The sequence below is a fragment of the Janibacter sp. DB-40 genome (assembly GCF_029510815.1).
Classification (GTDB): domain Bacteria; phylum Actinomycetota; class Actinomycetes; order Actinomycetales; family Dermatophilaceae; genus Janibacter.
On record NZ_CP120360.1, the window covers coordinates 1,599,216 to 1,619,861 of the forward strand.

At 70.9% G+C, this 20,646-nt stretch carries 20 protein-coding genes; 14 read left to right on the forward strand and 6 right to left on the reverse strand.

What is annotated here, in order from left to right:
* Positions 1-43: 43 nt before the first annotated feature.
* Positions 44-1,729, forward strand: coding sequence for an ATP-binding cassette domain-containing protein (locus PVE36_RS07530; RefSeq protein WP_277455636.1), 1,686 nt, complete (start codon positions 44-46; stop codon positions 1,727-1,729).
* Here the strand turns inward: PVE36_RS07530 and PVE36_RS07535 are convergent.
* A complete protein-coding gene (locus PVE36_RS07535; RefSeq protein WP_277455637.1) occupies positions 1,713-3,662 on the reverse strand; it encodes an acyl-CoA dehydrogenase in 1,950 nt (649 codons plus the stop codon). The genes PVE36_RS07530 and PVE36_RS07535 overlap by 17 nt on opposite strands.
* Before the next feature lie 44 nt (positions 3,663-3,706).
* A complete protein-coding gene (locus tag PVE36_RS07540) occupies positions 3,707-4,393 on the reverse strand; it encodes a TetR/AcrR family transcriptional regulator (protein ID WP_277455638.1) in 687 nt (228 codons plus the stop codon).
* An 83-nt stretch (positions 4,394-4,476) separates the two neighbouring features.
* On the opposite strand from PVE36_RS07540, the gene PVE36_RS07545 reads away from it, so the two are divergent.
* From PVE36_RS07545 to PVE36_RS07560, 4 genes are all read left to right on the forward strand, one after another.
* A complete protein-coding gene (locus PVE36_RS07545) occupies positions 4,477-5,802 on the forward strand; it encodes an acetyl-CoA C-acetyltransferase (protein WP_346780640.1) in 1,326 nt (441 codons plus the stop codon).
* Positions 5,803-5,831: 29 nt separating this feature from the next.
* Complete coding sequence (locus PVE36_RS07550; RefSeq protein ID WP_277455640.1) at positions 5,832-7,169, forward strand: 3-oxoacyl-ACP reductase; 1,338 nt, start codon at positions 5,832-5,834, stop codon at positions 7,167-7,169.
* Complete coding sequence (locus PVE36_RS07555) at positions 7,169-8,038, forward strand: MaoC/PaaZ C-terminal domain-containing protein (RefSeq protein ID WP_277455642.1); 870 nt, start codon at positions 7,169-7,171, stop codon at positions 8,036-8,038. Before PVE36_RS07550 ends, PVE36_RS07555 begins: the two co-directional genes overlap by 1 nt.
* Before the next feature lie 115 nt (positions 8,039-8,153).
* On the forward strand, positions 8,154-8,516 hold the full coding sequence (locus PVE36_RS07560; RefSeq protein WP_277455643.1) for a VOC family protein: 363 nt from the start codon (positions 8,154-8,156) through the stop codon (positions 8,514-8,516).
* A gap of 8 nt (positions 8,517-8,524) precedes the next feature.
* Here the strand turns inward: PVE36_RS07560 and PVE36_RS07565 are convergent, their stop codons facing one another.
* A complete protein-coding gene (locus tag PVE36_RS07565) occupies positions 8,525-9,253 on the reverse strand; it encodes an MOSC N-terminal beta barrel domain-containing protein (protein WP_277455645.1) in 729 nt (242 codons plus the stop codon).
* A 124-nt stretch (positions 9,254-9,377) separates the two neighbouring features.
* On the opposite strand from PVE36_RS07565, the gene thrS reads away from it, so the two are divergent.
* From thrS to PVE36_RS07595, 6 genes are all read left to right on the forward strand, one after another.
* Positions 9,378-11,396, forward strand: coding sequence for a threonine--tRNA ligase (gene thrS, locus PVE36_RS07570; RefSeq protein WP_277455646.1), 2,019 nt, complete (start codon positions 9,378-9,380; stop codon positions 11,394-11,396).
* Positions 11,397-11,398: 2 nt separating this feature from the next.
* Positions 11,399-11,956 carry an HIT domain-containing protein gene (locus PVE36_RS07575; RefSeq protein ID WP_277455647.1) on the forward strand — a complete coding sequence of 186 codons (558 nt, stop codon included), beginning with the start codon at positions 11,399-11,401 and terminating at the stop codon, positions 11,954-11,956.
* A gap of 62 nt (positions 11,957-12,018) precedes the next feature.
* Entirely contained in the window at positions 12,019-12,645 is a 627-nt protein-coding gene (gene pgsA / locus PVE36_RS07580) for a phosphatidylinositol phosphate synthase (protein WP_277455648.1), read from the forward strand.
* Complete coding sequence (locus PVE36_RS07585) at positions 12,642-13,574, forward strand: phosphatidylinositol mannoside acyltransferase (protein WP_277455649.1); 933 nt, start codon at positions 12,642-12,644, stop codon at positions 13,572-13,574. The genes pgsA and PVE36_RS07585 overlap by 4 nt, the downstream gene beginning before the upstream one ends.
* On the forward strand, positions 13,571-14,752 hold the full coding sequence (locus PVE36_RS07590; protein WP_277455651.1) for a glycosyltransferase family 4 protein: 1,182 nt from the start codon (positions 13,571-13,573) through the stop codon (positions 14,750-14,752). The genes PVE36_RS07585 and PVE36_RS07590 overlap by 4 nt, the downstream gene beginning before the upstream one ends.
* Positions 14,749-15,321 carry a hypothetical protein gene (locus tag PVE36_RS07595; protein WP_277455652.1) on the forward strand — a complete coding sequence of 191 codons (573 nt, stop codon included), beginning with the start codon at positions 14,749-14,751 and terminating at the stop codon, positions 15,319-15,321. Before PVE36_RS07590 ends, PVE36_RS07595 begins: the two co-directional genes overlap by 4 nt.
* Before the next feature lie 10 nt (positions 15,322-15,331).
* Here the strand turns inward: PVE36_RS07595 and PVE36_RS07600 are convergent, their stop codons facing one another.
* Positions 15,332-16,666 (reverse strand): GntR family transcriptional regulator, encoded by a 1,335-nt coding sequence (locus PVE36_RS07600; RefSeq protein WP_277455654.1) that lies wholly within the window; start codon positions 16,664-16,666, stop codon positions 15,332-15,334.
* A gap of 120 nt (positions 16,667-16,786) precedes the next feature.
* Here PVE36_RS07600 and pdxS point away from each other — a divergent pair, with 120 nt between their 5' ends.
* Positions 16,787-17,683 carry a pyridoxal 5'-phosphate synthase lyase subunit PdxS gene (gene pdxS / locus PVE36_RS07605; RefSeq protein WP_277455656.1) on the forward strand — a complete coding sequence of 299 codons (897 nt, stop codon included), beginning with the start codon at positions 16,787-16,789 and terminating at the stop codon, positions 17,681-17,683.
* Between the two features lie 19 nt (positions 17,684-17,702).
* Here the strand turns inward: pdxS and PVE36_RS07610 are convergent, their stop codons facing one another.
* Both PVE36_RS07610 and PVE36_RS07615 read right to left on the reverse strand, forming a co-directional pair.
* Positions 17,703-18,737 (reverse strand): YihY/virulence factor BrkB family protein, encoded by a 1,035-nt coding sequence (locus PVE36_RS07610; protein ID WP_277455657.1) that lies wholly within the window; start codon positions 18,735-18,737, stop codon positions 17,703-17,705.
* A gap of 37 nt (positions 18,738-18,774) precedes the next feature.
* On the reverse strand, positions 18,775-19,068 hold the full coding sequence (locus PVE36_RS07615; RefSeq protein ID WP_277240872.1) for a YtxH domain-containing protein: 294 nt from the start codon (positions 19,066-19,068) through the stop codon (positions 18,775-18,777).
* 118 nt (positions 19,069-19,186) lie between these two features.
* Between PVE36_RS07615 and pdxT the strand changes: the two genes are divergently transcribed.
* Complete coding sequence (pdxT, locus tag PVE36_RS07620) at positions 19,187-19,801, forward strand: pyridoxal 5'-phosphate synthase glutaminase subunit PdxT (RefSeq protein ID WP_277455661.1); 615 nt, start codon at positions 19,187-19,189, stop codon at positions 19,799-19,801.
* A gap of 84 nt (positions 19,802-19,885) precedes the next feature.
* Positions 19,886-20,644: a YebC/PmpR family DNA-binding transcriptional regulator gene (locus PVE36_RS07625; protein ID WP_277455663.1), complete on the forward strand. Its 759-nt coding sequence runs from the start codon at positions 19,886-19,888 to the stop codon at positions 20,642-20,644.
* The last annotated feature ends 2 nt before the right edge of the window (positions 20,645-20,646 follow it).

Below are 20,646 nucleotides of genomic sequence, written 5' to 3' on the forward strand. Positions count from 1 at the left end.
GCCACTGGCCTCCGGTGAACCACGTGGAGGATGATGCCGTCCCGTGGGACATGTGGACGTGGCCGGTGTGCGGTACGAGCTCTCCGACGGACGGGTGCTGCTCGACGACGTCTCCCTACGGGTGGGCGAGGGGGCCAAGGTCGCCCTCGTCGGCGCCAACGGCGCGGGCAAGACGACCCTGCTGCGCATCATCACCGGCGAGCTCGCTCCGCATGCCGGCTCGGTGTCGCGCACCGGCGGTCTGGGCGTCATGCGCCAGCACGTGGGTGCCGGCCTGGGGGAGCGGGCCACCGTCTCCGACCTGCTGATGTCCGTCGCCCCCGCCGCGGTCCGGGCGACGGCCGCAGAGGTCGAGCGCCTCGAGCTGGTCCTGATGGAGAGCGAGGACGAGCGCACCCAGATGCGGTACGCCACCGCCCTGTCCGACTACGCGGACGCGGGCGGTTACGACGAGGAGGTGCTCTGGGACGTCTGCACCATCGCTGCCCTGGGCATGCCCTTCGAGCGGTGCAGGTACCGCGAGCTGACCACGCTCTCCGGCGGCGAGCAGAAGCGCCTGGTCCTGGAGCACCTGCTGCGCGGGCCGAACGAGGTGCTGCTCCTCGACGAGCCGGACAACTACCTCGACGTCCCCGGCAAGATCTGGATGGAGGAGCAGATGAGCGCCTCCGACAAGACGATCCTCTTCGTCAGCCACGACCGGGAGCTGCTGGCCAACACCGCGACCCGGGTCGCCACCATCGAGCTCGGTCGAGCCGGCAACCACGTGTGGACCCATCCGGGTGGTTTCGCGAGCTACCACCGCGCCCGGGAGGAGCGCTTCGCCCGCTTCGAGGAGCTGCGTCGGCGGTGGGACGAGGACCGTGCGAAGCTCAAGGCCCTCGTGCTGATGTACAAGCAGAAGTCGAAGTACAACTCCGACATGGCCACCCGCTACCAGTCGGCCCGCACCCGCCTGGAGCGGTTCGAGGCGGAGGGACCGCCGACGGAGCAGCCACGCGAGCAGAAGGTCACGATGCGGCTGCGCGGCGGGCGCACCGGCAAGCGTGCGGTCGTGTGCGAGCGTCTCGAGCTCACCGACCTCATGCGGCCCTTCGACCTGGAGGTCTGGTACGGCGAGCGGGTCGCCGTGCTCGGGTCGAACGGCTCGGGGAAGTCGCACTTCCTGCGGTTGCTCGCGGCCGGGGGCAGCGACCCCGACCGGGAGAACCTGCCCGTCGGCGAGGCCGCCATCCCACCGGTGGCGCACACCGGGCGGGCCGGTCTCGGTGCCCGGGTGCGGCCGGGGTGGTTCGTGCAGACGCACGAGCACCCGGAGCTCATCGGCCGCACGCTGCTCGAGATCCTGCACCGCGGCGACGACCACCGCACCGGGATGGGGCGCGAGGCCGCCAGCCGGGTGCTGGACAGGTACGAGCTCGCCCATGCGGGCGAGCAGACCTTCGAGTCGCTCTCGGGCGGGCAGCAGGCCCGTTTCCAGATCCTCCTGCTCGAGTTGTCCGGGGCGACGCTGCTGGTCCTCGACGAGCCGACCGACAACCTCGACGTCGAGTCGGCCGAGGCCCTGGAGGAGGGCCTGGACGCCTTCGACGGGACGGTCGTCGCGGTGACCCATGACCGGTGGTTCGCCCGTGGGTTCGACCGGTTCCTCGTCTACGGCGCGGACGGTCGCGTGCGGGAGACGGACGGCCCCGTCTGGGACGAGGGGCGGGTCACGCGGGCCCGCTGAACTGCGCCAGGTCAGCCATCATCTCGGTGGTCAACCACTCGTCGGGGATCCCGAAGGCGTCGACGAGAGTGCGGGCGCGGGGGCGCAGCTCCTCGCACAGCTCATCGGTGCGCGCGATGACCCCCTTCGCCTGGCTCGCACTGAGTCGTCCGTGCTCGAGGAACCACCCGCGGTCGGCCTCGACGGTGCTGAGGACGAAGAGGTCGCAGACCTGCTCCAGCAGGTCCCGTCCCGGCCCCTGCGGGGCCTCGTCGATCGCGGTGACGAAGGCCTCCAGCGCGACGCGGTCCATGTGTGCGCGGGCGGCCCTGAGGAGGTGGTCCTGGGAGTCGTTGAAGACCCGGAAGGAGTCGCCGTCGTCACCACCGGCGCGACGCAGTCGCATCGCAAGGGTCTCGGTCAGGTGGGACTCCCGGTCCTCGAAGAAGGCGAGCTGTCCGCCGCGGTCGGTCAGGGCATCGTCCCCGTCGCGCCCGGGGGCACCGGAGATGAGCCGCTGGATCAGCGAGCCGCCGATGGTGTGCTCGATGGCCGAGCTCGTCACCTGCCTGGCGCCGAAGAGGATCGCCCCGCGGGTGTCGAGGTCGTTGAAGTCGCTCGCGTAGTTGGTGAGCATGCCCTTGGCGACGAGCTGGAGCAGCACGGTGTTGTCGCCCTCGAAGGTCGTGAAGACGTCCGTGTCGGCCTTGAGGTCGGCGAAGCGGTTGAGGCTCATGTAGCCGGCGCCGCCGCACGCCTCCCGGCAGGCCTGGATGGTGTCGGTGGCGTGCTCGGTGGTCATCGCCTTCAGGCCGGCCGCGCGGGCCTCGAGCTCACGCTGGGCCGTCTCGTCGTCGACCTCCCCGGAGTCGAGCGCGGCCATCTTCTCCACGAGTCGGTTCTGGGCCAGGGCCAGGGCGTAGGAGCGGGCCAGCCGCGGCAACAGCTTGCGCTGGTGCGCCCGGTAGTCCAGGAGCACGACCTCGTGCTCCCCGTCGGGATAGGTGAACTGGGTGCGGGCCATGCCGTAGTCGACGGCGATGGCCAGGGCACTGCGGGCGGCAGCTCCGGCTCCGGCCCCGACGGTGATCCGGCCTCGGACGAGGGTGCCGAGCATGGTGAAGAACCGACGGTTGACGCTCTCGATCGGCGAGGAGTAGCGGCCCTCGTCGTCGATGTCGCCGTACCGGTTGAGCAGGTTCTCCCGGGGGACGCGGACGTGGTCGAACACCAGTCGGCCGTTGTCGACACCGCGAAGCCCCATCTTGGCGCCGCAGTCGCTGATCCCCACCCCGGGCAGCGGTGCGCCGGACTCGTCACGGATGGGGACGAGGACGCAGTGCACACCGTGGTTCTCCCCACCCACGACGAGCTGGGCGAAGACGGCCGCGAGCCGGCCGTCGCGAGCGGCGCCGCCGATGTAGTCCTTGCGGGCAGCAGGCGTCGGGGAGTGGATCACCAGCTCGTCCGTCGCCGGATCGTGGGTGGCCGTGGTGAGGATCGACTGCACATCGGAGCCGTGGCCCGTCTCCGTCATGGCGAAGCACCCCGGCAGGGACAGGTCGGCCATGCCCGTGATGTAGCGCTCGTGGTGCCGCTCGGTCCCGAGGTTGATGATCGCCCCGCCGAAGAGCCCGAACTGCACACCCGCCTTGACGAAGACCGACAGGTCGCCGTGGCCGATCATCTCCAGACCGGTCACCGACGCGCCGAGGTCGCCCGTGCCGCCCTGGGCCTCGGGAAGCCCCGCCCGCACGAGCTCCTTGCCCGCGAGCGAGCGCACGATCTCCAGGGTGCGCCGGCGGTGCTCATCCAGCCCCAGCTCGAGAGCGGGGACGGCGACGGGGAAGTCGGGATCCGCGCGCAGCTGCTGGCGGACATCCGCCCAGCGACCGTCCAGGACGAGCCTGATCTGCTCGGCGACGGGATCCTTGGGCGATTCGGACGTGACCATGTCGCCATCGTCGCAGATGGCGATGACCCACGGGTAACGTCGGGTCAGGCGGTCGGGCGCTTCCAGGCGATCTTGATGCCGGACCAGGCGAGATCGGTCAGCTGCTCGGTCAGGGCCTCACGGGTGAAGTCGCCCGCCGAACCGGCCAGCCATGCGTCGGCGCCGGCGCGGACCAGCCCGACGAGGGACTGGCCCCACAGCCGGGCAGGTGCCGGGTCGGCGCCCCGGTCGACGAGGGCCGCCGAGATCAGCTCGCTGATCTGCCCCGCCATCTTGCCGGTGGCCGTCGCGACGGCCTCGGCGGCGTTGCCGGACTTCCCGCTGCCGACGATCGGGGCGGAGACGATGAAGCGGTACAGCTCGGGGTCGCGCTCGACCAGCATCAGGTAGGCGTCGATCGCCGCCCGGATGACCGAGCGGGGGTCCACGTCGAGCACGCCGAGACTTGCCCCCTTCTCGCCCCTCGCGCCACCGTGACCGAGCGCGGTGCCGATGTCCCGCAGGATCAACTCGTCGACCCGCTCGGCGACGGCCTGGTAGAGCCCGTGGCGGTCGGTGAAATGTCGGTAGAAGACGGTCTTCGAGGTCGCGGCGCCGGCGGCGATCTCGTCCATGCCGACGGCTGCGCCCCGGCTGCGGATGGTCCGGATCGCCGACTCGACCAGCTCCTTGCGGCGCTGCTGCCGGTGGACCTCCCAGCGGGCGCTGCGGCCGTCGGTGGTGGTGCTCACAGTCAGGGACGGTAGCAGGTACTGCAGGTACCTGCTACCGTCCGTATCGTATAACTCGTGTGGGATTCCTCGCCCGCGGGCGGATCGCACAGACACCCCAACTCACGACCAGGAGACCCGGAGTGGCCAACAACCAGCCCCGCCGTGCCGCTGTCCTCGGTGGCAACCGCATCCCCTTCATGCGCCAGTTCGGCCCCTACGCCGAGGCGTCCAACCAGGACATGTTCACCGCCGCCCTGGACGGGCTCATCGCCCGGTACAACCTCGGCGGCAAGCACATCGACGAGGTTGCCGGCGGTGCCGTGATCAAGCACTCCCGCGACTTCAACCTCATCCGTGAGTCGGTCCTCGGCTCCGCCCTCGCGCCGACGACCTCCGCCTACGACCTGCAGCAGGCATGCGGCACCGGTCTGGAGGCCGCCCTGCTCGTCAGCAACAAGATCAAGCTCGGCCAGATCGAGTCCGGCATCGCCGGTGGCGTCGACACCGCGTCCGACGCGCCCATCACCGTGAGCGAGAAGCTGCGCACCAAGCTGCTCAAGGCGAACCGGGCGAAGGGAGCCGTCAACCAGCTCAAGGCCATCGCCGCCATCCGTCCGACGGACCTGGGCATCGCCTTCCCCGGCAACTCGGAGCCGCGGACCGGCCTGTCCATGGGTGACCACATGGCCATCACGGCCAAGAAGTGGGGCATCTCCCGCGAGGCGCAGGACGAGCTGACCGTCAAGAGCCACCAGAACATGGCCCGTGCCTACGACGAGGGCTTCCACGACGACCTCATGACCAGCTTCATGGGTCAGTCGCGTGACCAGAACCTGCGTGCGGACTCCTCGATGGAGAAGCTGGCGAAGCTCAAGCCGGTCTTCGGCAAGGGTGACGACGCGACGATGACGGCCGGCAACTCCACGCCCCTGTCGGACGGCGCCTCGACGCTCCTCCTCGGGTCCGAGGAGTGGGCCGCCGAGCAGGGCCTGACCCCGCTCGCCTGGTTCATCGACGGCCAGTCCGCCGCGGTGGACTACGTCCACGGCGCCGAGGGCCTCCTCATGGCACCGGCCTACGCCATCCCGCGCATGCTCGAGCGCAACGGCCTGACCCTGCAGGACTTCGACTACTACGAGATCCACGAGGCCTTCGCCTCGACCGTGCTCTCCACGCTGAAGGCCTGGGAGGACGAGTCCTGGTGCCGCGAGAAGCTCGGGCGTGACGCGCTGGGCTCGATCGACCGGGACAAGCTCAACGTCAACGGCTCCTCGCTGGCCGCCGGTCACCCCTTCGCCGCCACCGGCGGTCGGATCACCGCAGCCCTCGCGAAGATGCTGCACGCCAAGGGCCCGGGCAGCCGCGGCCTGATCTCCATCTGCGCAGCAGGTGGACAGGGCGTCGTGGCCATCCTCGAGGGCGCCTGAGCCCTCCGAAGCAGATCAAGGAGAACCCCATGGGATTCGAGTACGGCAAGTTCGTCAGCTCCGGTCTGGGCAAGCAGATCGCCAACACCCTCGGCCTGCCTCGGCCGACCACCCTGCGTCGCCACACTGCCGGCGCCCCGCTCATCAACGGCGCGGTGCTCGTCGACGGCCACGGTGACGCCCCCGTCGCGGCGGCGCTGACCGAGGCGCTGTCGGCGGACGGCATCCAGATCGCCTCGTCGCCGTCGACCTCGGTCGCAGGCGTGGTCGTCGACATGACCCGGGCAGAGACCCCCGCCGACCTCGAGACGCTGCGCGGCATCCTCTCGCCGGCGCTGAAGACGCTCGCACCGACCGGACGTGTCATCGTCATCGGTCGACCGGTCGAGGACACCCAGGACGTTGCCCAGGCGGCCGCGCGGCGTGCCCTCGAGGGCATCGTGCGCTCGGTCGGCAAGGAGATGCGCGCCGGTGGCACGGCCAACATGGTCTACGTCGCCGAGGGCGCCGACGCCGATGCCGAGGCCACCGTCCGATTCCTCCTCTCGGGCCGCTCGGCCTACGTGTCGGGGCAGGTCGTCCACGTGGCCACGCCGGTCGGTGACGTCGTCGCTCCGGAGAGCTGGGAGACCCCGCTGGCCGGCAAGGTCGCCGTCGTCACCGGAGCCGCCCGCGGCATCGGTGCGGCCATCGCCGAGACCCTCGCCCGCGACGGCGCCACCGTCGTGTGCGTCGACATCCCGGCCGCGGGGGGACCGCTGGCCGACGTGGCCAACCGCATCGGTGGCTCGGCGCTGCAGCTCGACGTCACCGCCGAGGACGCCGGCAGCAAGATCGTCGAGCACGCGAAGAGCCTGCACGGCGGCTTCGACATCGTCGTGCACAACGCCGGCATCACCCGCGACAAGCTCCTCGTCAACACCGACGCCGACCGCTGGGGCTCCGTGCTCAACGTCAACCTGCTCTCGATCCTGGCGATGAACGAGGTGCTCGTCCCGGCCATGAACGAGGGCGGCCACATCGTCAACGTCTCCTCGATCGCCGGCATCGCCGGCAACCGCGGGCAGGCGAACTACGGCGCGAGCAAGGCCGGTGTCATCGGTATGACCAAGAGCCTGGCCACCGACCCGCAGGTCGTGGCCAAGGGCATCACCGTCAACGCCGTCGCGCCGGGCTTCATCGAGACCGAGATGACGGCGAAGATCCCGCTGGCCACCCGCGAGGTCGGCCGGCTGACCAACTCCCTCTCGCAGGGCGGGCTGCCGGTCGACGTCGCCGAGACCATCGGTTGGTTCTCGTGGGACGCCAACCGCGGCGTGACGGGCAACGTCGTGCGCGTCTGCGGCCAGATGATCCTGGGGGCCTGATGGCTGTCGAGACGCTCACGTCCGTCCCCGCCCTGGGCACGATCTACGCGAAGGCCGCGCTGTCCTCGCTGCCGGGTGTCCCGGGCCCGAGGCCCGCAGGTGACCTGCCCGAGCGGACCCTGCGCCTGACGGGGCACCGGATCGACCGCCACGACCTGCTCGAGTACGAGCGGACCTGCGGGTTCACCAACTCCGACGTGCTGCCCCACACCTACCCGCACGTCGTCGGCTTCCCGCTGCAGATGCTGATCATGACGGCCGGGGACTTCCCCCTGTCCGCCATGGGGATGGTGCACGTGGAGAACGTCATCACCGTCCACCGCGAGATCCGCTTCGACGAGGAGCTCGACATCACCGTCGCGGCGCAGAACCTGCGCGCACACCCCAAGGGGCGGGTCGTCGACCTCGTCACCGAGGTGGACGTCGCGGGGGAGCGGGTCTGGGAAGGACGCTCCACCTACCTGGCCCGGGGCAGCGGTGACGCCGAGGCAGACCGGGGCGAGCAGCCCCCGTCGATCCCGACGGGACCCGCGGCGGCGAAGTGGTCGCTGCCGGGCGACCTGGGCCGCACCTACGGGCTGGTCTCCGGCGACGTCAACCCGATCCACATGAGCGCCCTCACCGCGAAGGCGATGGGCTTCCCGAAGGCCATCGCGCACGGCATGTGGACCTATGCCCGCACACTGGCCGCGATCGGTCCCGTCACGAATGGCCCCGGGACGAGCCACGTGTGGTTCAAGAAGCCGGTGCTGCTGCCCGGGAAGGTCGACTTCGTCATCGACAAGGACGACCGGGACGGCTCCGTCGTCGCGGGCCTGCGCAGCTCGCGCAGGCCGGCCACCGAGCACCTCGTGCTCACCCTGTCCTGACGACGCTCCGACGGCCCGTGTCCCTCCCGGGGGACACGGGCCGTCGGCGTCCGTGGGGTCGACCGCTCGGCGCTCGGAGAGTGATGCAGATCACCCCCGGTGGGATGCTGGGGGCATGGCACACGGAGACATCACGCACATCGACATCCCGGTCGCGGACACCGATGCGGCCAGCGCCTTCTACAGCGGCCTCTTCGGCTGGCGGATCGCCGAGATCCCCGGCTACGAGGGGTATCCCATGTGGCAGGCACCGAACAAGATCAGCGGTGGTGGTCTGGCCCCGCGCGGCGACGGGTTCACCCACCCCCGCTCCTATGTGGAGGTCGACTCCATCGACGAGGTCCTGGCCAGGGCCAGCGACTCCGGTGGGTCGGTGGTCATGGAGAAGTCACCGATCTCCGAGACCAGCTGGTTCGCGGTGCTCGCCGACCCGGACGGCAACCACATCGGACTGTACGAGGGCACGACCGAGCTCTGAGGGGATCCTCATCGGCCGGTCGCCGACACCGGGTCGCCGGTGCGCACGGTGCCGGGTACCAGCACGTCGGCGTCCATCCCGAACGGGAGCTCGCCGATCGGACGCGGGCGAGCCGCCAGCGTCCCGAGGTGGCGGGTGTCCATCGTCCCGGTCGCCGTGTTGATGTCGATGACGCGGCACCGGGGCAGCGTGGAGCGCACCCGGATGACCGCCTGCCCGATGGCCAGCTCCGTCCCGGGCCCCGGGAGGCGCTCGGAGTCGATCACGAAGGTCGCCCGGAACCGGGCCGGGTCGGACTCGCCGAGCGCGGCGATCTCGCCGGTGCTGGCCAGGCTCACCGGACCTGCGTAGACGACCTCTCCGGGTCGGCTGACCCGGGCCAGACGCACCGGCCGACCGAGGTGGTCCCCGAGCTGCTCGGCGTGGGGGGAGTCCTGCAGCTCGACCCGGGCCTGCCGACCCCAGTACTCGAAGGCCAGCTGCTCCCCGGTGGGCCGTGGGGCAGCGGTGACCACACCCCCTTCGGGCGTGGCCGTCGTGAGGACGGTGCCGTCCCAGCCGGTCTCCACCAGCACCAGGCGCGGGTGCTCCACGGTGCGCAGCACCCGCCCCTCGTCGGGGTCGGCCAGGCAGAAGACGCGGTCGCCGACCGGGCCGTTCTCCGCGAGCCGTACGCAGGGCTGCTCGACGTGCCGGGCACCCTTGAGCGTCGCGTAGCCGATCCGGACGATGTGCATGCGGCCCAGTCAACCTCCTTCGAGGCTCAGGCCCAAGAGGGCCTTCGCGCCTCAGGAATCGCGACGATAGAGTTCGTGGGGTGCCCACTCGGGCACCCATCGACACCGACCCAGGAGTACCAACGTGCCTGCCCAGATCACCATCACCGTCGCCGGAGACGAGCGATCGGTGGCCCGGGGCACCACGGCGGCGGAGGTCTTCGAGGGCGACCGAGCCGTCATCGTCGCCCGGGTCGGCGGCGAGCTGCGGGACCTGGCGCACGTCCTGGCCGACGGCGACGTCGTCGAGCCGGTGACCGCGCAGGAGCAGGACGGCCTCGACGTGCTGCGTCACTCCTGCGCCCACGTGCTCGCGCAGGCCGTCCAGCAGGTCCACCCCACGGCGAAGCTCGGGATCGGCCCACCCGTCCGGGACGGCTTCTACTACGACTTCGACGTCGAGGAGCCGTTCACCCCCGAGGACCTCAAGGCCCTCGAGAAGGCCATGCAGAAGATCGTCAACGAGGGTCAGGTCTTCCACCGACGGGAGGTCAGCGACGAGGAGGCCCTCGCGGAGCTGTCGCACGAGCCGTACAAGTGCGAGCTCATCGGTGTGAAGGGCCAGGGCGACGCGCCTGAGTCCTATGGTGAAGGCGCCGAGGTCGAGGTCGGCGGGGCCCAGCTGACGATCTACGACAACCTGCGCCGGGACGGCTCCGTGGCGTGGGGGGACCTGTGCCGTGGTCCGCACATCCCGAGCACCAAGCTGCTCGGCAATGCCTTCAAGGTGATGCGCTCCGCCGCCGCCTACTGGCGCGGGAGCGAGAAGAACCCGCAGCTGCAGCGGATCTACGGCACCGCCTGGCCCACCAAGGCCGAGCTGAAGGACTACCTCGACCGGCTCGCCGAGGCGGAGAAGCGCGACCACCGCAAGCTCGGTCGCGAGCTCGACCTGTACTCCTTCCCGGACGAGATCGGCTCCGGTCTGCCCGTGTTCCACCCCAAGGGTGGAGTGATCAAGCGGGAGATGGAGGACTACGTGCGTCGGCGCCACATCGAGGAGGGCTTCGAGTACGTCGGGACGCCGCACATCGCCAAGGAGGGGCTCTTCCACACCTCCGGGCACCTGCCGTACTACGGGGAGGGGATGTATCCCCCCGTCGACGTGGACGGGATGGACTACCGCCTGAAGGCGATGAACTGCCCGATGCACAACCTCATCTACCGCAGCAAGCAGCGCTCCTACCGCGAGCTGCCGCTGCGCCTCTTCGAGTTCGGGCACGTCTACCGCCACGAGAAGTCCGGCGTCATCCACGGCCTGACGCGCGTGCGCGGTTTCGCCCAGGACGACAGCCACTCCTACGTCACGAAGGAGCAGGCGCCGGACGAGATCCGCCACCTGCTCGACTTCATCCTCGGCCTGCTGCGGGACTTCGGCCTCGACGACTTCTACCTCGAGCTGTCCACACGGGACGAGGAGGGGGAGGGGAGCACCAAGTTCATCGGCTCCGACGCGGACTGGGCCGAGGCGACCGCGGTGCTCGAGCAGGTCTGCTCCGAGACCGGCCTCGAGCTCGTGCCCGACCCGGGTGGCGCCGCCTACTACGGCCCCAAGGTCTCCGTGCAGGCACGCGACGCCATCGGCCGGACCTGGCAGATGAGCACGATCCAGTACGACTTCAACCAGCCCTCCCCGGACCGGTTCGCCCTCGAGTACCAGGCGGCGGACGGATCCCGCCAGCAGCCGGTGATGATCCACTCGGCGAAGTTCGGCTCCATCGAGCGCTTCATCGGCGTCCTCGTCGAGCACTACGCCGGCGCCTTCCCCGTGTGGCTGAGCCCCGTCCAGGTGCTCGGTGTCCCGGTCGCCGAGGAGTACAACGACTACCTCTGGGACGTGTTGTCGCGGATGAGGGCCGAGGGCATCCGCGTCGAGCTCGACGAGAGCGACGACCGGTTCCCGAAGAAGATCCGCAACGCCAGCAAGGCCAAGGTGCCCTTCACCCTCATCGCCGGCGAGGAGGACCGGGGCAACCACGCCGTCTCCTTCCGCTACCGCGACGGCTCGCAGGAGAACGGCGTGCCGGTCGAGGCCGCGATCGCCAAGGTCCTCGCGGCCATCGAAGGCAAGGGCCAGGTCACCACCGCACCCGCGACGGACTGACGATGGGTGACCGCCACGAGCTTCCGGTCGAGGACGAGCGCTCCTTCGCCGGTGTCCCCGACGGCTTCGACCGGCTCTGGACGCCCCACCGGATGGCCTATGTGACCGGTGAGCGCCCGAGCGAGGAGGCCGGAGACGGCTGTCCCTTCTGCGTGGCCCCCGACAAGGACGACGCGGAGGGGCTGGTCGTCCACCGCGGGAAGACCGGCTTCGTCGTGATGAACCTCTTCCCGTACAACGCCGGGCACGTCCTGGTCTGCCCCTACCGGCACGTCTCCCTGTACATCGACCTCACCGACGAGGAGACGGCCGAGTTCACGGCGATGACCAAGACGGTGATCCGCACGCTGCAGGAGACCTCGCAGCCGCACGGCTTCAACATCGGGATGAACCAGGGTGCGGTCGCGGGCGCGGGGGTCGCCGCCCACCTGCACCAGCACGTCATCCCGCGCTGGGGCGGGGACATGAACTTCCTGCCGATCATCGCCCAGACCAAGGCCCTGCCCATCCTCCTGGAGGACGCCCGGGCCGCCCTCGCCGCGGCCTGGCCGAGCGACTGACCGACCCGGCCCGGTGCGTCGCCGCGGGGCGACTCCGTGGGCCGGTTACCCTGTTGCCCGAGATGCTCAATCGATACGCGCGCGCGACCGCCACCCGGATCCTGACGCCGGTGGCGAAATTGTTGCTCCGTCTGGGCGTCAGCCCCGACATCGTGACCATCATCGGCACCCTCGGAGTCTGCCTCGGCGCGCTCGTGTTCTTCCCGCGGGGCGAGCTGCTCATCGGGGTCCTCGTGATCACCGCCTTCGTCTTCTCCGACACGGTCGACGGCATCATGGCCCGCCAGCTCGATCGCTCCGGCACCTGGGGAGCCTTCCTCGACTCGACACTCGACCGGATGGGCGATGCCGCGATCTTCGCCGGTCTGGCGATCTGGTTCTTCCAGGGTGGCGACGACCGCGTCATGGCCTGGCTCGCGCTGGCCTGCCTCATCACGGGCAGCCTCGTCTCGTACGCCCGGGCGCGCGCCGAGGGCCTGGGCATGCGCGCCGACGTCGGCATCGCCGAGCGGGCCGACCGTCTCGTGGCCGCCCTCGTGACGACCGGCCTCGTCGGTCTGGGTCTGCCCGAGGTCGTCCTCAAGGTGGTGCTGGCAGTGCTCGCCGTCGCCAGCCTCGTCACGGTCATCCAGCGTGTCCTCGTCGTGCGCCGCCAGGCCGGCGCGGGCTCCGCCGCCGCGTCGTCGTGAGCAGGCTCCGGCAACGGGTGACCGTCATCGCCTTCCTCCTGGGGTGGCGGGTGCTCCGCCTCATCCCGGCACGGCTGGCCCACCGGCTCTTCGACATCGCCGCGGACCGTACCACCGCCGGCGACGGTCCGGCGGTCCAGCGCCTCCGCGCCAACTACGCCCGGGTGCGTCCCGACCTGGGCGAGGACGAGCTGCAGGAGATCACGGCGAAGGGGGTCCGCGCCGCCCTGCGCTACTACGTCGAGGCCTTCCGCCTCCCCTCGGTCCGTGGGGACGACGTCGACCGCCTCGTGCGGTGGGAGGGTGCGATGCCGCAGCTGAAGGCCGAGCTGCTCGCCGGGCGTCCGGTGCTCTGCTTCCTCGGGCACACCGGCAACTGGGACCTCGCCGGGGTCTGGTGCGCCCGGCACCTGGGGCCGGTGGTCACGGTCGCCGAGCGTCTCGAGCCGGCGGAGATGTTCGCCGCCTTCCTCGACTACCGCGAGGGACTGGGCATGCGGATCCTGCCCGCGCAGAAGGGCACCTTCGACGTCCTCCGGGCCCAACTCGACAGCGGCGAGCCGGTCGTCATGCCGTTGCTCGCGGACCGGGACCTGTCGGACACGGGGGTCGAGGTCGAGCTGTGCGGCCACCCCGCCCGGATGGCCGCGGGACCCGCCGCCCTCGCGGTCGGAACCGGGTACCGGCTCTTCCCGGTCACCCTGCGGCACGAGCGTGTCGGGCGTGAGTGGGGGATGGTCATCTCGATCCACGACGCCGTGGAGGTGCCGGCGGCCGGGACGCCCGGAGCGGTGCAGCGGGTCACCCAGTCCTGCGCCGACGCCCTCGGTGCGGCCATCGCGGCGCATCCCCAGGACTGGCACATGATGCAGCGGGTCTTCGTCGAGGACCTCGATGACCGTGGCGACGACCGGCGGAGGGCGGCATGAGGGTCGGACTCGTCAGCCCCTACTCCTTCGACGTGCCCGGCGGCGTGCAGTTCCACATCCGCGACCTGGCCGAGTACCTCCGGCGCGACGGGCACCACGTCTCCGTCCTGGCGCCCGCGGACGTGGGCACGCAGCTGCCCGAGTACGTCGTGCCCGCCGGTCGGGCGGTGCCCATCCGCTACAACGGCTCGACGGCGCGGCTGCTCTTCGGCCCGGTGGCCGCGGCGAAGGTGGGCCGCTGGCTCGAGGAGGGCGACTTCGACGTCCTGCACATCCACGAGCCCCTCGCTCCCAGCCTGTCGATGCTCGCGCTCTGGGCCGCGGAGGTGCCCGTCGTCGCCACCTTCCACACCTCCAACGTCCGCTCCCGCGTGATGCAGGCGGCCTCGCCGCTCCTGCGGCCCTCGCTGGAGAAGATCCACGGTCGCATCGCCGTGTCCGAGGACGCCCGCCGGACCGTGACCACGCACATCGGCGGGGACGCCGTCGTCATCCCCAACGGCGTCGACACGGCCGTCTTCGCGCACGCCGCGCCCCACGCGCAGTGGAGCGGTCGGCCGGGAGAACCCACGCTCGTCTTCCTCGGTCGCCTCGACGAGCCCCGCAAGGGCCTCCCCGTCCTCACCGAGGCGATGCCCCGGATCCTCGACGCGGTCCCGGGCGCGCGACTGCTCGTCATCGGCCCCGGGAGTGGCCAGGCCGCTCGGGCACGACTGCCGGAGCGGGTCGCCGGAGCGACCGAGTTCCTCGGGGTCCTCTCCGAGGAGGACAAGGCGAGCGCCCTGGCATCGGCGGACCTGTACATCGCTCCGCACACCGGAGGGGAGAGCTTCGGGATCGTTCTCGTCGAGGCGATGGCCGCGGGTACACCGGTGCTCGCGAGCGACCTCGCGGCCTTCCGACGGGTACTCGACGCAGGTCGCACCGGCATGGCCGGTGCGACCTTCACGACCGGTCGCGCCGACGACCTCGCGGAGCTGGCCGTCGAGCTGCTGTCGGACGCAGACCGCCGGCGGGCACTCAGCGAGCTCGGACGCGCACGGGCCGCGACCTTCGACTGGGCTGTGGTCGCCGAGGAGATCCTGGCCGTGTACGAGACCGTGCTGGATGCCACCCCCGCCCGTCCCGAGGTCACCCGGTTGCGGCCGGGTCGCAGGCAGGCCGGAGGCGCCGGATGACCACCCTCGCCTGGGTCGCCGTCGCCATCGGTCTCCTGCTGGCCCTCGCCTGGTACCTCTCCTACAGCGCCGCCCGCCTGGACCGACTGCACGCGAAGGTCGAGGGTGCCCTGTCCGCGCTCGATGCCCACATCGTGCGCCGCGCCGAGGCCACGCTCGAGCTGGCCAACAGTGGAGCACTGGACCCGGCGACCGCGCTCCTGCTCGTCGGGGCGGCAAGTGGCTCGCTGGAGCGGGTCAACGAGCACACCTTCGCGGCGGACCCGCTCGAGGGGCAGCACTTCGCCGGTCGCGAGGGAGTGGAGAGCGAGCTGACCGAGGTGGTCCACGCAGCGCTGCCGCCCGAGGTGGTCGCGCAGATCGAGGAGGCCGGGGGCACCGGCGCGGCCGCCCTCGAGAGGCTGCGCGCAGCGGGCCTGCGTGTGCAGCTGGCCCGTCGCTTCCACAACGACGCGGTCAAGGAGGTGCAGCGCGTGCGGGCCAAGCCCGTCGTGCGCATCTTCCGCCTGGCGGGTCACGCGACGCTGCCGCAGACCGTGGAGTTCGACGACGCCCTGCCCTCCCGCTGACGCCGGCCGGTCAGCGCGCCGCGTGCACCGCCTTCGTGAGGTCGCTCGCCAGGGCGGCCGCCTCCTGCTCGGTGAGGTCGTGCACGGTCAGCCGCAGGTGGTGGGAGGGCTGCTCGCTCTGCTCCAGACGGAACTCGTCGCCGGTGCGCACGAGCCAGCCGCGGCGGGTCAGCCGCTCGGCCACGTCGCGTGCGGGGACGGGAAGGGGGACCCACAGGCTCATCCCGTCGCCCGCCTCCACCGGCAGGCCCCGTGAGGTGAGCAGGTCGGCGAAGGTGGCGTTGCGCGCGGCATAGTGCGCACCGGCCCGCTCGATGAGCGAGAGGGCGGACTCGTCGGTCATGACCGAGTGCGTGACCCGCTGCAGCAGGTGGCTGACCCACGTCGTGCCCGGGCTGAGCCGCATCTCCAGGCGCGCTGCCGTCTCCGCGTCGCAGGCCGTCACGGCGAGGCACATGTCCGGTCCGGCGAACTTCGAGACCGACCGCACGAGTGCCCAGCGCCGGTGCTCGGGGCCGACGATCGAGTGGAAGGGCCGGCGGGAGAGGTAGGAGAAGTAGTCGTCCTGGATGACGAGGACGTAGGGGTGGGGCGCCAGGACCCCCCGCAGCGCTGCCGCCCGTCGCGCGCTCAGCGACGCGCCGGTGGGGTTCTGGGCGCGGGGGGTGCTCACGACGGCCCGGGCTCCCTGGTCGAGGGCCGCGCGGAGACCATCGACGGTCATGCCCTCGGCGTCGACGGGCACGGGCACGGCGCGGTAGCCCCCGAGCTGGGCGAGGTGGATGCTGGCGAGGAAGCACGGGTCCTCGAGCGCGACGGTGTCATCGCGCAGGAGCGCCTGGGCCAGGAGCCGCTCCACGGCGTCGACGGCGCCACTGGTGAGGGTCAGGTGCACGTCCCGGGCGTCCGCCGGCACGTCGAGCGCGACCCATTCCCGCGCCCAGCCCTTGAGGTCGCGGTCGATGGTGGGTTCGCCGTACAGCACGTGCCCGCGTCCCGCTGCCGTCGCGAGTGCCGGCCCCAGGTCGGGGATCAGGTCCGGGTCGGGGTTGCCGGTGCCGACATCGCGCAGCGACCCGGCCGCGGCGAAGCCCTCCTGGGGAACCTGTGACCGCTGGGCGACACGCGTGCCGGCGCGTCCCTGGGAGACGACGACCCCGGACCGGGCCAGCGTCCGGTATGCCGCCACCGCGGTGTTGCGGTTGACCCCGAGCTGCTCCGCCAGGGTCCGCACGGGCGGCAGCACCTCGCCGGGGGAGAGGTGGCCACGCTCGACCAGGCTCCGCACGCTGTCGGCGATCTCTGCGGCCGTGCCCCCGGTGATCAGTGTCCCCTCAGTACCCACGGGGCCGAGTCTAGGTCGTCCCGGGGCCTCGGGGACGGCGCCGTGTCTTTGGCCTGTGTCGTGGTAATTTATGGCCTAGATCAATAATCGGTGCCGTGGCCGCGGCCGGACGAGGAGCGAATGATGAGCAGTGACACCACCACCGGGACCGCCCGCGTCAAGCGCGGCATGGCCGAGATGCTCAAGGGCGGCGTGATCATGGACGTGGTCACCCCGGAGCAGGCGAAGATCGCCGAGGACGCCGGTGCGGTCGCGGTCATGGCACTGGAGCGGGTGCCTGCGGACATCCGTGCCCAGGGCGGGGTCTCGCGGATGAGTGACCCGGACATGATCGACGGCATCATCGAGGCCGTCTCGATCCCGGTCATGGCCAAGGCCCGTATCGGTCACTTCGTCGAGGCGCAGGTGCTGCAGTCACTGGGTGTCGACTACATCGACGAGTCGGAGGTCCTCACGCCGGCCGACTACGCCAACCACATCGACAAGTGGAACTTCACCGTCCCCTTCGTCTGCGGAGCGACCAACCTCGGTGAGGCCCTGCGGCGCATCACCGAGGGTGCGGCGATGATCCGCTCGAAGGGGGAGGCCGGCACCGGTGACGTCTCCAACGCCACGACCCACATGCGCTCGATCCGTTCCGAGATCCGACGCCTGCAGACCCTGGCCGAGGACGAGCTGTACGTGGCGGCGAAGGAGCTGCAGGCGCCCTTCGACCTGGTCAAGGAGGTCGCGACGCGGGGCGCGCTGCCCGTCGTGCTCTTCACCGCCGGTGGCATCGCCACTCCGGCCGACGCCGCGATGATGATGCAGCTCGGCGCCGAGGGTGTCTTCGTGGGCTCGGGCATCTTCAAGGCCGGGAACCCGGCCGAGCGGGCCGCGGCGATCGTTCGCGCCACGACCTTCCATGACGACCCGGACGTGCTCGCCGCGGTCTCCCGCGGACTGGGGGAGGCCATGGTCGGCATCAACGTCGACGACCTCCCCCAGCCGCACCGGCTGGCCGAGCGGGGCTGGTGACCGGGACCTTCGCCCGCCGTCAGCGGTTCCTGTGGCCGCGCCGCAACCGGGCGCCGCGCTCGACGTCCTCGGCGTGCTTGGCTTCTGCCTTCTCGATACCGGTGGTGTCCCTGGGCGGCAGCTGGATCTCCTCCTCGGCCGGCATCCCGGCCTGCAGCTGACGACCGCGCTCGAGCTCGGCGTCGAACTCCGCCCCGAAGAGCAGCGCCACGTTGGTGATCCACAGCCACAGGAGGAAGACGATCACACCGGCGACCGAACCGTAGGTGGCGTTGTAGGAGGAGAAGTTGGCCACGTAGAAGCCGAAGCCGATCGAGGCGAGGATCCACGCGAGGATCGCCAGCAACGCGCCGGGACTCATCCAGCGGAACTTCGGCGGCTTCACGTTCGGCGTCGTGTAGTACAGCAGGGCGACGATCAGGACCACCACGGCCAGCAGGACGGGCCACTTGGCGATCTGCCACACCGTGACCACGACGGACCCCAGGCCCAGTGCCGAGCCGATCGAGGTCGCCACCGGCCCGGAGACCACGAGGGCGATGAGGACGAGTGCCATGAGCACGATCAGCACGAGGGTGATCAGGATCATCACCGGTCGCAGCTTCCAGACCGGCCGCCCCTCGGTGATCTCGTACACCCGGTTCATCGCCCGGGAGAAGGCGTTGACGTACCCGGAGGCCGACCACAGGGCGCCGGCGAGACCCAGGACGAGGGCCAGCCCGGCCCCCGGCGTCTGGGACAACGACGTGAGGATCGGCTCGACGGTGCTCGCCACCGACGACCCGGCCGTCTGCCGCACGATGCGCAGGATGGTCTCGACGGTACTGGGTCCCTGACCCAGGAGGCCGATGAGCGACATCAGGGCGATGAACGCCGGGAACACCGCCAGCACGGCGTAGTAGGTCAGCGCGGCAGCGAGGTCGGTGCAGCCGTCCTCCAGGAACTCGCGCACGGTCTTGCGGAGGACGTAGCGCAGCGTCGGCTTCTCGATGTCGCCGGGCCCGTCGGGCTTGCGCGAATCCTCCGAGGGGACGTCCCGTGCGTCGTCTCGCACAGAACTCCTTCGCTCGTCTCGCACGGAACTCCCTCGCTCAGGCACCGGGACCGGCCGTCGCGGGAGGTGATCCCGGGGTGGTGGTGGAGGAGGGGCCGGTGCCGTCGGACCCCTTCCCGAGACGCTCCTCCACCGTGGAGGAGACCTTGTCCTGGGCCCGGTGGGCCGCATCGTCGGCGGCGTGCTGGGCGCGGGCGGCCTTGTCCTGCACGCGTGGGTCGCGCCAGACCTTGCGCGCCTCGGCGACCATCTTGTCGTACTGCTGACGACCGGCCCTCGTGCCGAGCACGTAGCCGATCCCAGCGCCGACCAACAGCGTGATCTTTCCCATGACACTTCCTCCAACAGGTCGCGTGGTGACGTTCCCTCCAGCCCTACCCCCGGACCGGTGCACCGAAACCCTCCGGCCGACGGGCGCTGCCCCGGCCGGTGGACGTAGTCTTCCGGCCGTGCCCCCTCGTCAGGACCGACTCGTGATCGGCGTGCTCGCCGTCCAGGGCGACGTCCGTGAGCACCGCGCGGCCCTCGAGTCCTCGGGAGTGACCACCACGGCCGTGCGCCGCCCCCACGAGCTCGCCGAGGTCGACGGCCTCGTCATCCCCGGTGGTGAGTCCACGACGATCGACAAGCTGAGCCGGATCTTCGGGCTGCGTGACCCCCTTCGCTCCCGGATCGCCGACGGGATGCCGGTCTACGGCAGCTGCGCCGGGATGATCCTGCTCGCCGACCGCGTCCTCGACGGCCACCCCGACCAGCAGACCCTCGGGGGCCTGGACGTCACCGTGCGGCGCAATGCCTTCGGCCGCCAGGTCGACTCCCACGAGTGCGACCTCGAGGTTCGCGGGGTGGCCGGCGGTCCGGTGCGCGCGGTCTTCATTCGCGCCCCGTGGGTCGAGGAGTGGGGTGGCGGGGTCGAGGTGCTCGCCGCGGTGGAGGCGAAGGGGGGGACGCGGCCCGTCGTCGTGCGGCAGGGGAACCTGCTGGCGACCAGCTTCCACCCGGAGGTCACCGGCGACCGCCGGGTCCACGCCCGGTTCGTCGAGATGGTCCGCGCCGCGCGCTGACGCGCCCGATCGTGCGCATCGCCCCGGGGACGGGGCGTAGGATCGTCGATCGGACCAACTGCCAGCCACACCGAGGAGACCTACGTGTCCGGCCACTCCAAGTGGGCAACCACGAAGCACAAGAAGGCGGCGATCGACGCCAAGCGCGGCAAGCTCTTCGCCAAGCTGATCAAGTACATCGAGGTGGCCGCCCGCACCGGCGGCGGTGACCCGGCCGGCAACCCGACGCTCTACGACGCCATCCAGAAGGCGAAGAAGAACTCCGTCCCCAACGACAACATCGAGCGTGCGGTCAAGCGCGGCTCCGGGGCCGAGGCCGGTGGCTCCAACTGGGAGGCCATCACCTACGAGGGCTACGCGCCCGGTGGTGTCGCCGTCCTCATCGAGTGCCTCACCGACAACAAGAACCGCGCCGCGACCGAGGTGCGCACCGCCCTCTCGCGCAACGGGGGCAACCTCGCCGACCCGAACTCCGTCGCCTACCTCTTCAACCGGCGGGGCGTCGTGATGGTGCCCAAGGCGGAGCGGACCGACGAGGAGCTGCTCGAGATCGTCCTCGAGGCCGGCGCGGAGGAGATCAACGACTACGGGGACTCCTGGCAGATCGTCTCCGAGGCGACGAACTTCGTCGACGTGCGCACCGCGCTGCAGGAGGCCGACGTCGACTACGACTCCGCCGAGGCCGTCTTCCTCCCGAGCCTGGAGGTCCCCCTCGACCTGGAGGGCGCCAAGAAGATGATCCGGGTCGTCGAGGCGCTCGAGGACAGTGACGACGTGCAGAACGTCTACACCAACGGCGACGTCCCGGACGAGGTGCTCGCCCAGCTCGACTCCGAGGAGTGAGG

What these genes read in the sequence shown, in the direction of transcription:
- PVE36_RS07535 (WP_277455637.1), bottom strand. Translation starts at nt 3,662, where the DNA reads ATGGTCACGTCCGAATCGCCCAAGGATCCCGTCGCCGAGCAGATCAGG.
- PVE36_RS07550 (WP_277455640.1), top strand. Translation starts at nt 5,832, where the DNA reads ATGGGATTCGAGTACGGCAAGTTCGTCAGCTCCGGTCTGGGCAAGCAG.
- PVE36_RS07555 (WP_277455642.1), top strand. Translation starts at nt 7,169, where the DNA reads ATGGCTGTCGAGACGCTCACGTCCGTCCCCGCCCTGGGCACGATCTAC.
- PVE36_RS07560 (WP_277455643.1), top strand. Translation starts at nt 8,154, where the DNA reads ATGGCACACGGAGACATCACGCACATCGACATCCCGGTCGCGGACACC.
- PVE36_RS07565 (WP_277455645.1), bottom strand. Translation starts at nt 9,253, where the DNA reads ATGCACATCGTCCGGATCGGCTACGCGACGCTCAAGGGTGCCCGGCAC.
- PVE36_RS07575 (WP_277455647.1), top strand. Translation starts at nt 11,399, where the DNA reads ATGGGTGACCGCCACGAGCTTCCGGTCGAGGACGAGCGCTCCTTCGCC.
- pgsA (WP_277455648.1), top strand. Translation starts at nt 12,019, where the DNA reads ATGCTCAATCGATACGCGCGCGCGACCGCCACCCGGATCCTGACGCCG.
- PVE36_RS07590 (WP_277455651.1), top strand. Translation starts at nt 13,571, where the DNA reads ATGAGGGTCGGACTCGTCAGCCCCTACTCCTTCGACGTGCCCGGCGGC.
- PVE36_RS07595 (WP_277455652.1), top strand. Translation starts at nt 14,749, where the DNA reads ATGACCACCCTCGCCTGGGTCGCCGTCGCCATCGGTCTCCTGCTGGCC.
- pdxS (WP_277455656.1), top strand. Translation starts at nt 16,787, where the DNA reads ATGATGAGCAGTGACACCACCACCGGGACCGCCCGCGTCAAGCGCGGC.
- PVE36_RS07615 (WP_277240872.1), bottom strand. Translation starts at nt 19,068, where the DNA reads ATGGGAAAGATCACGCTGTTGGTCGGCGCTGGGATCGGCTACGTGCTC.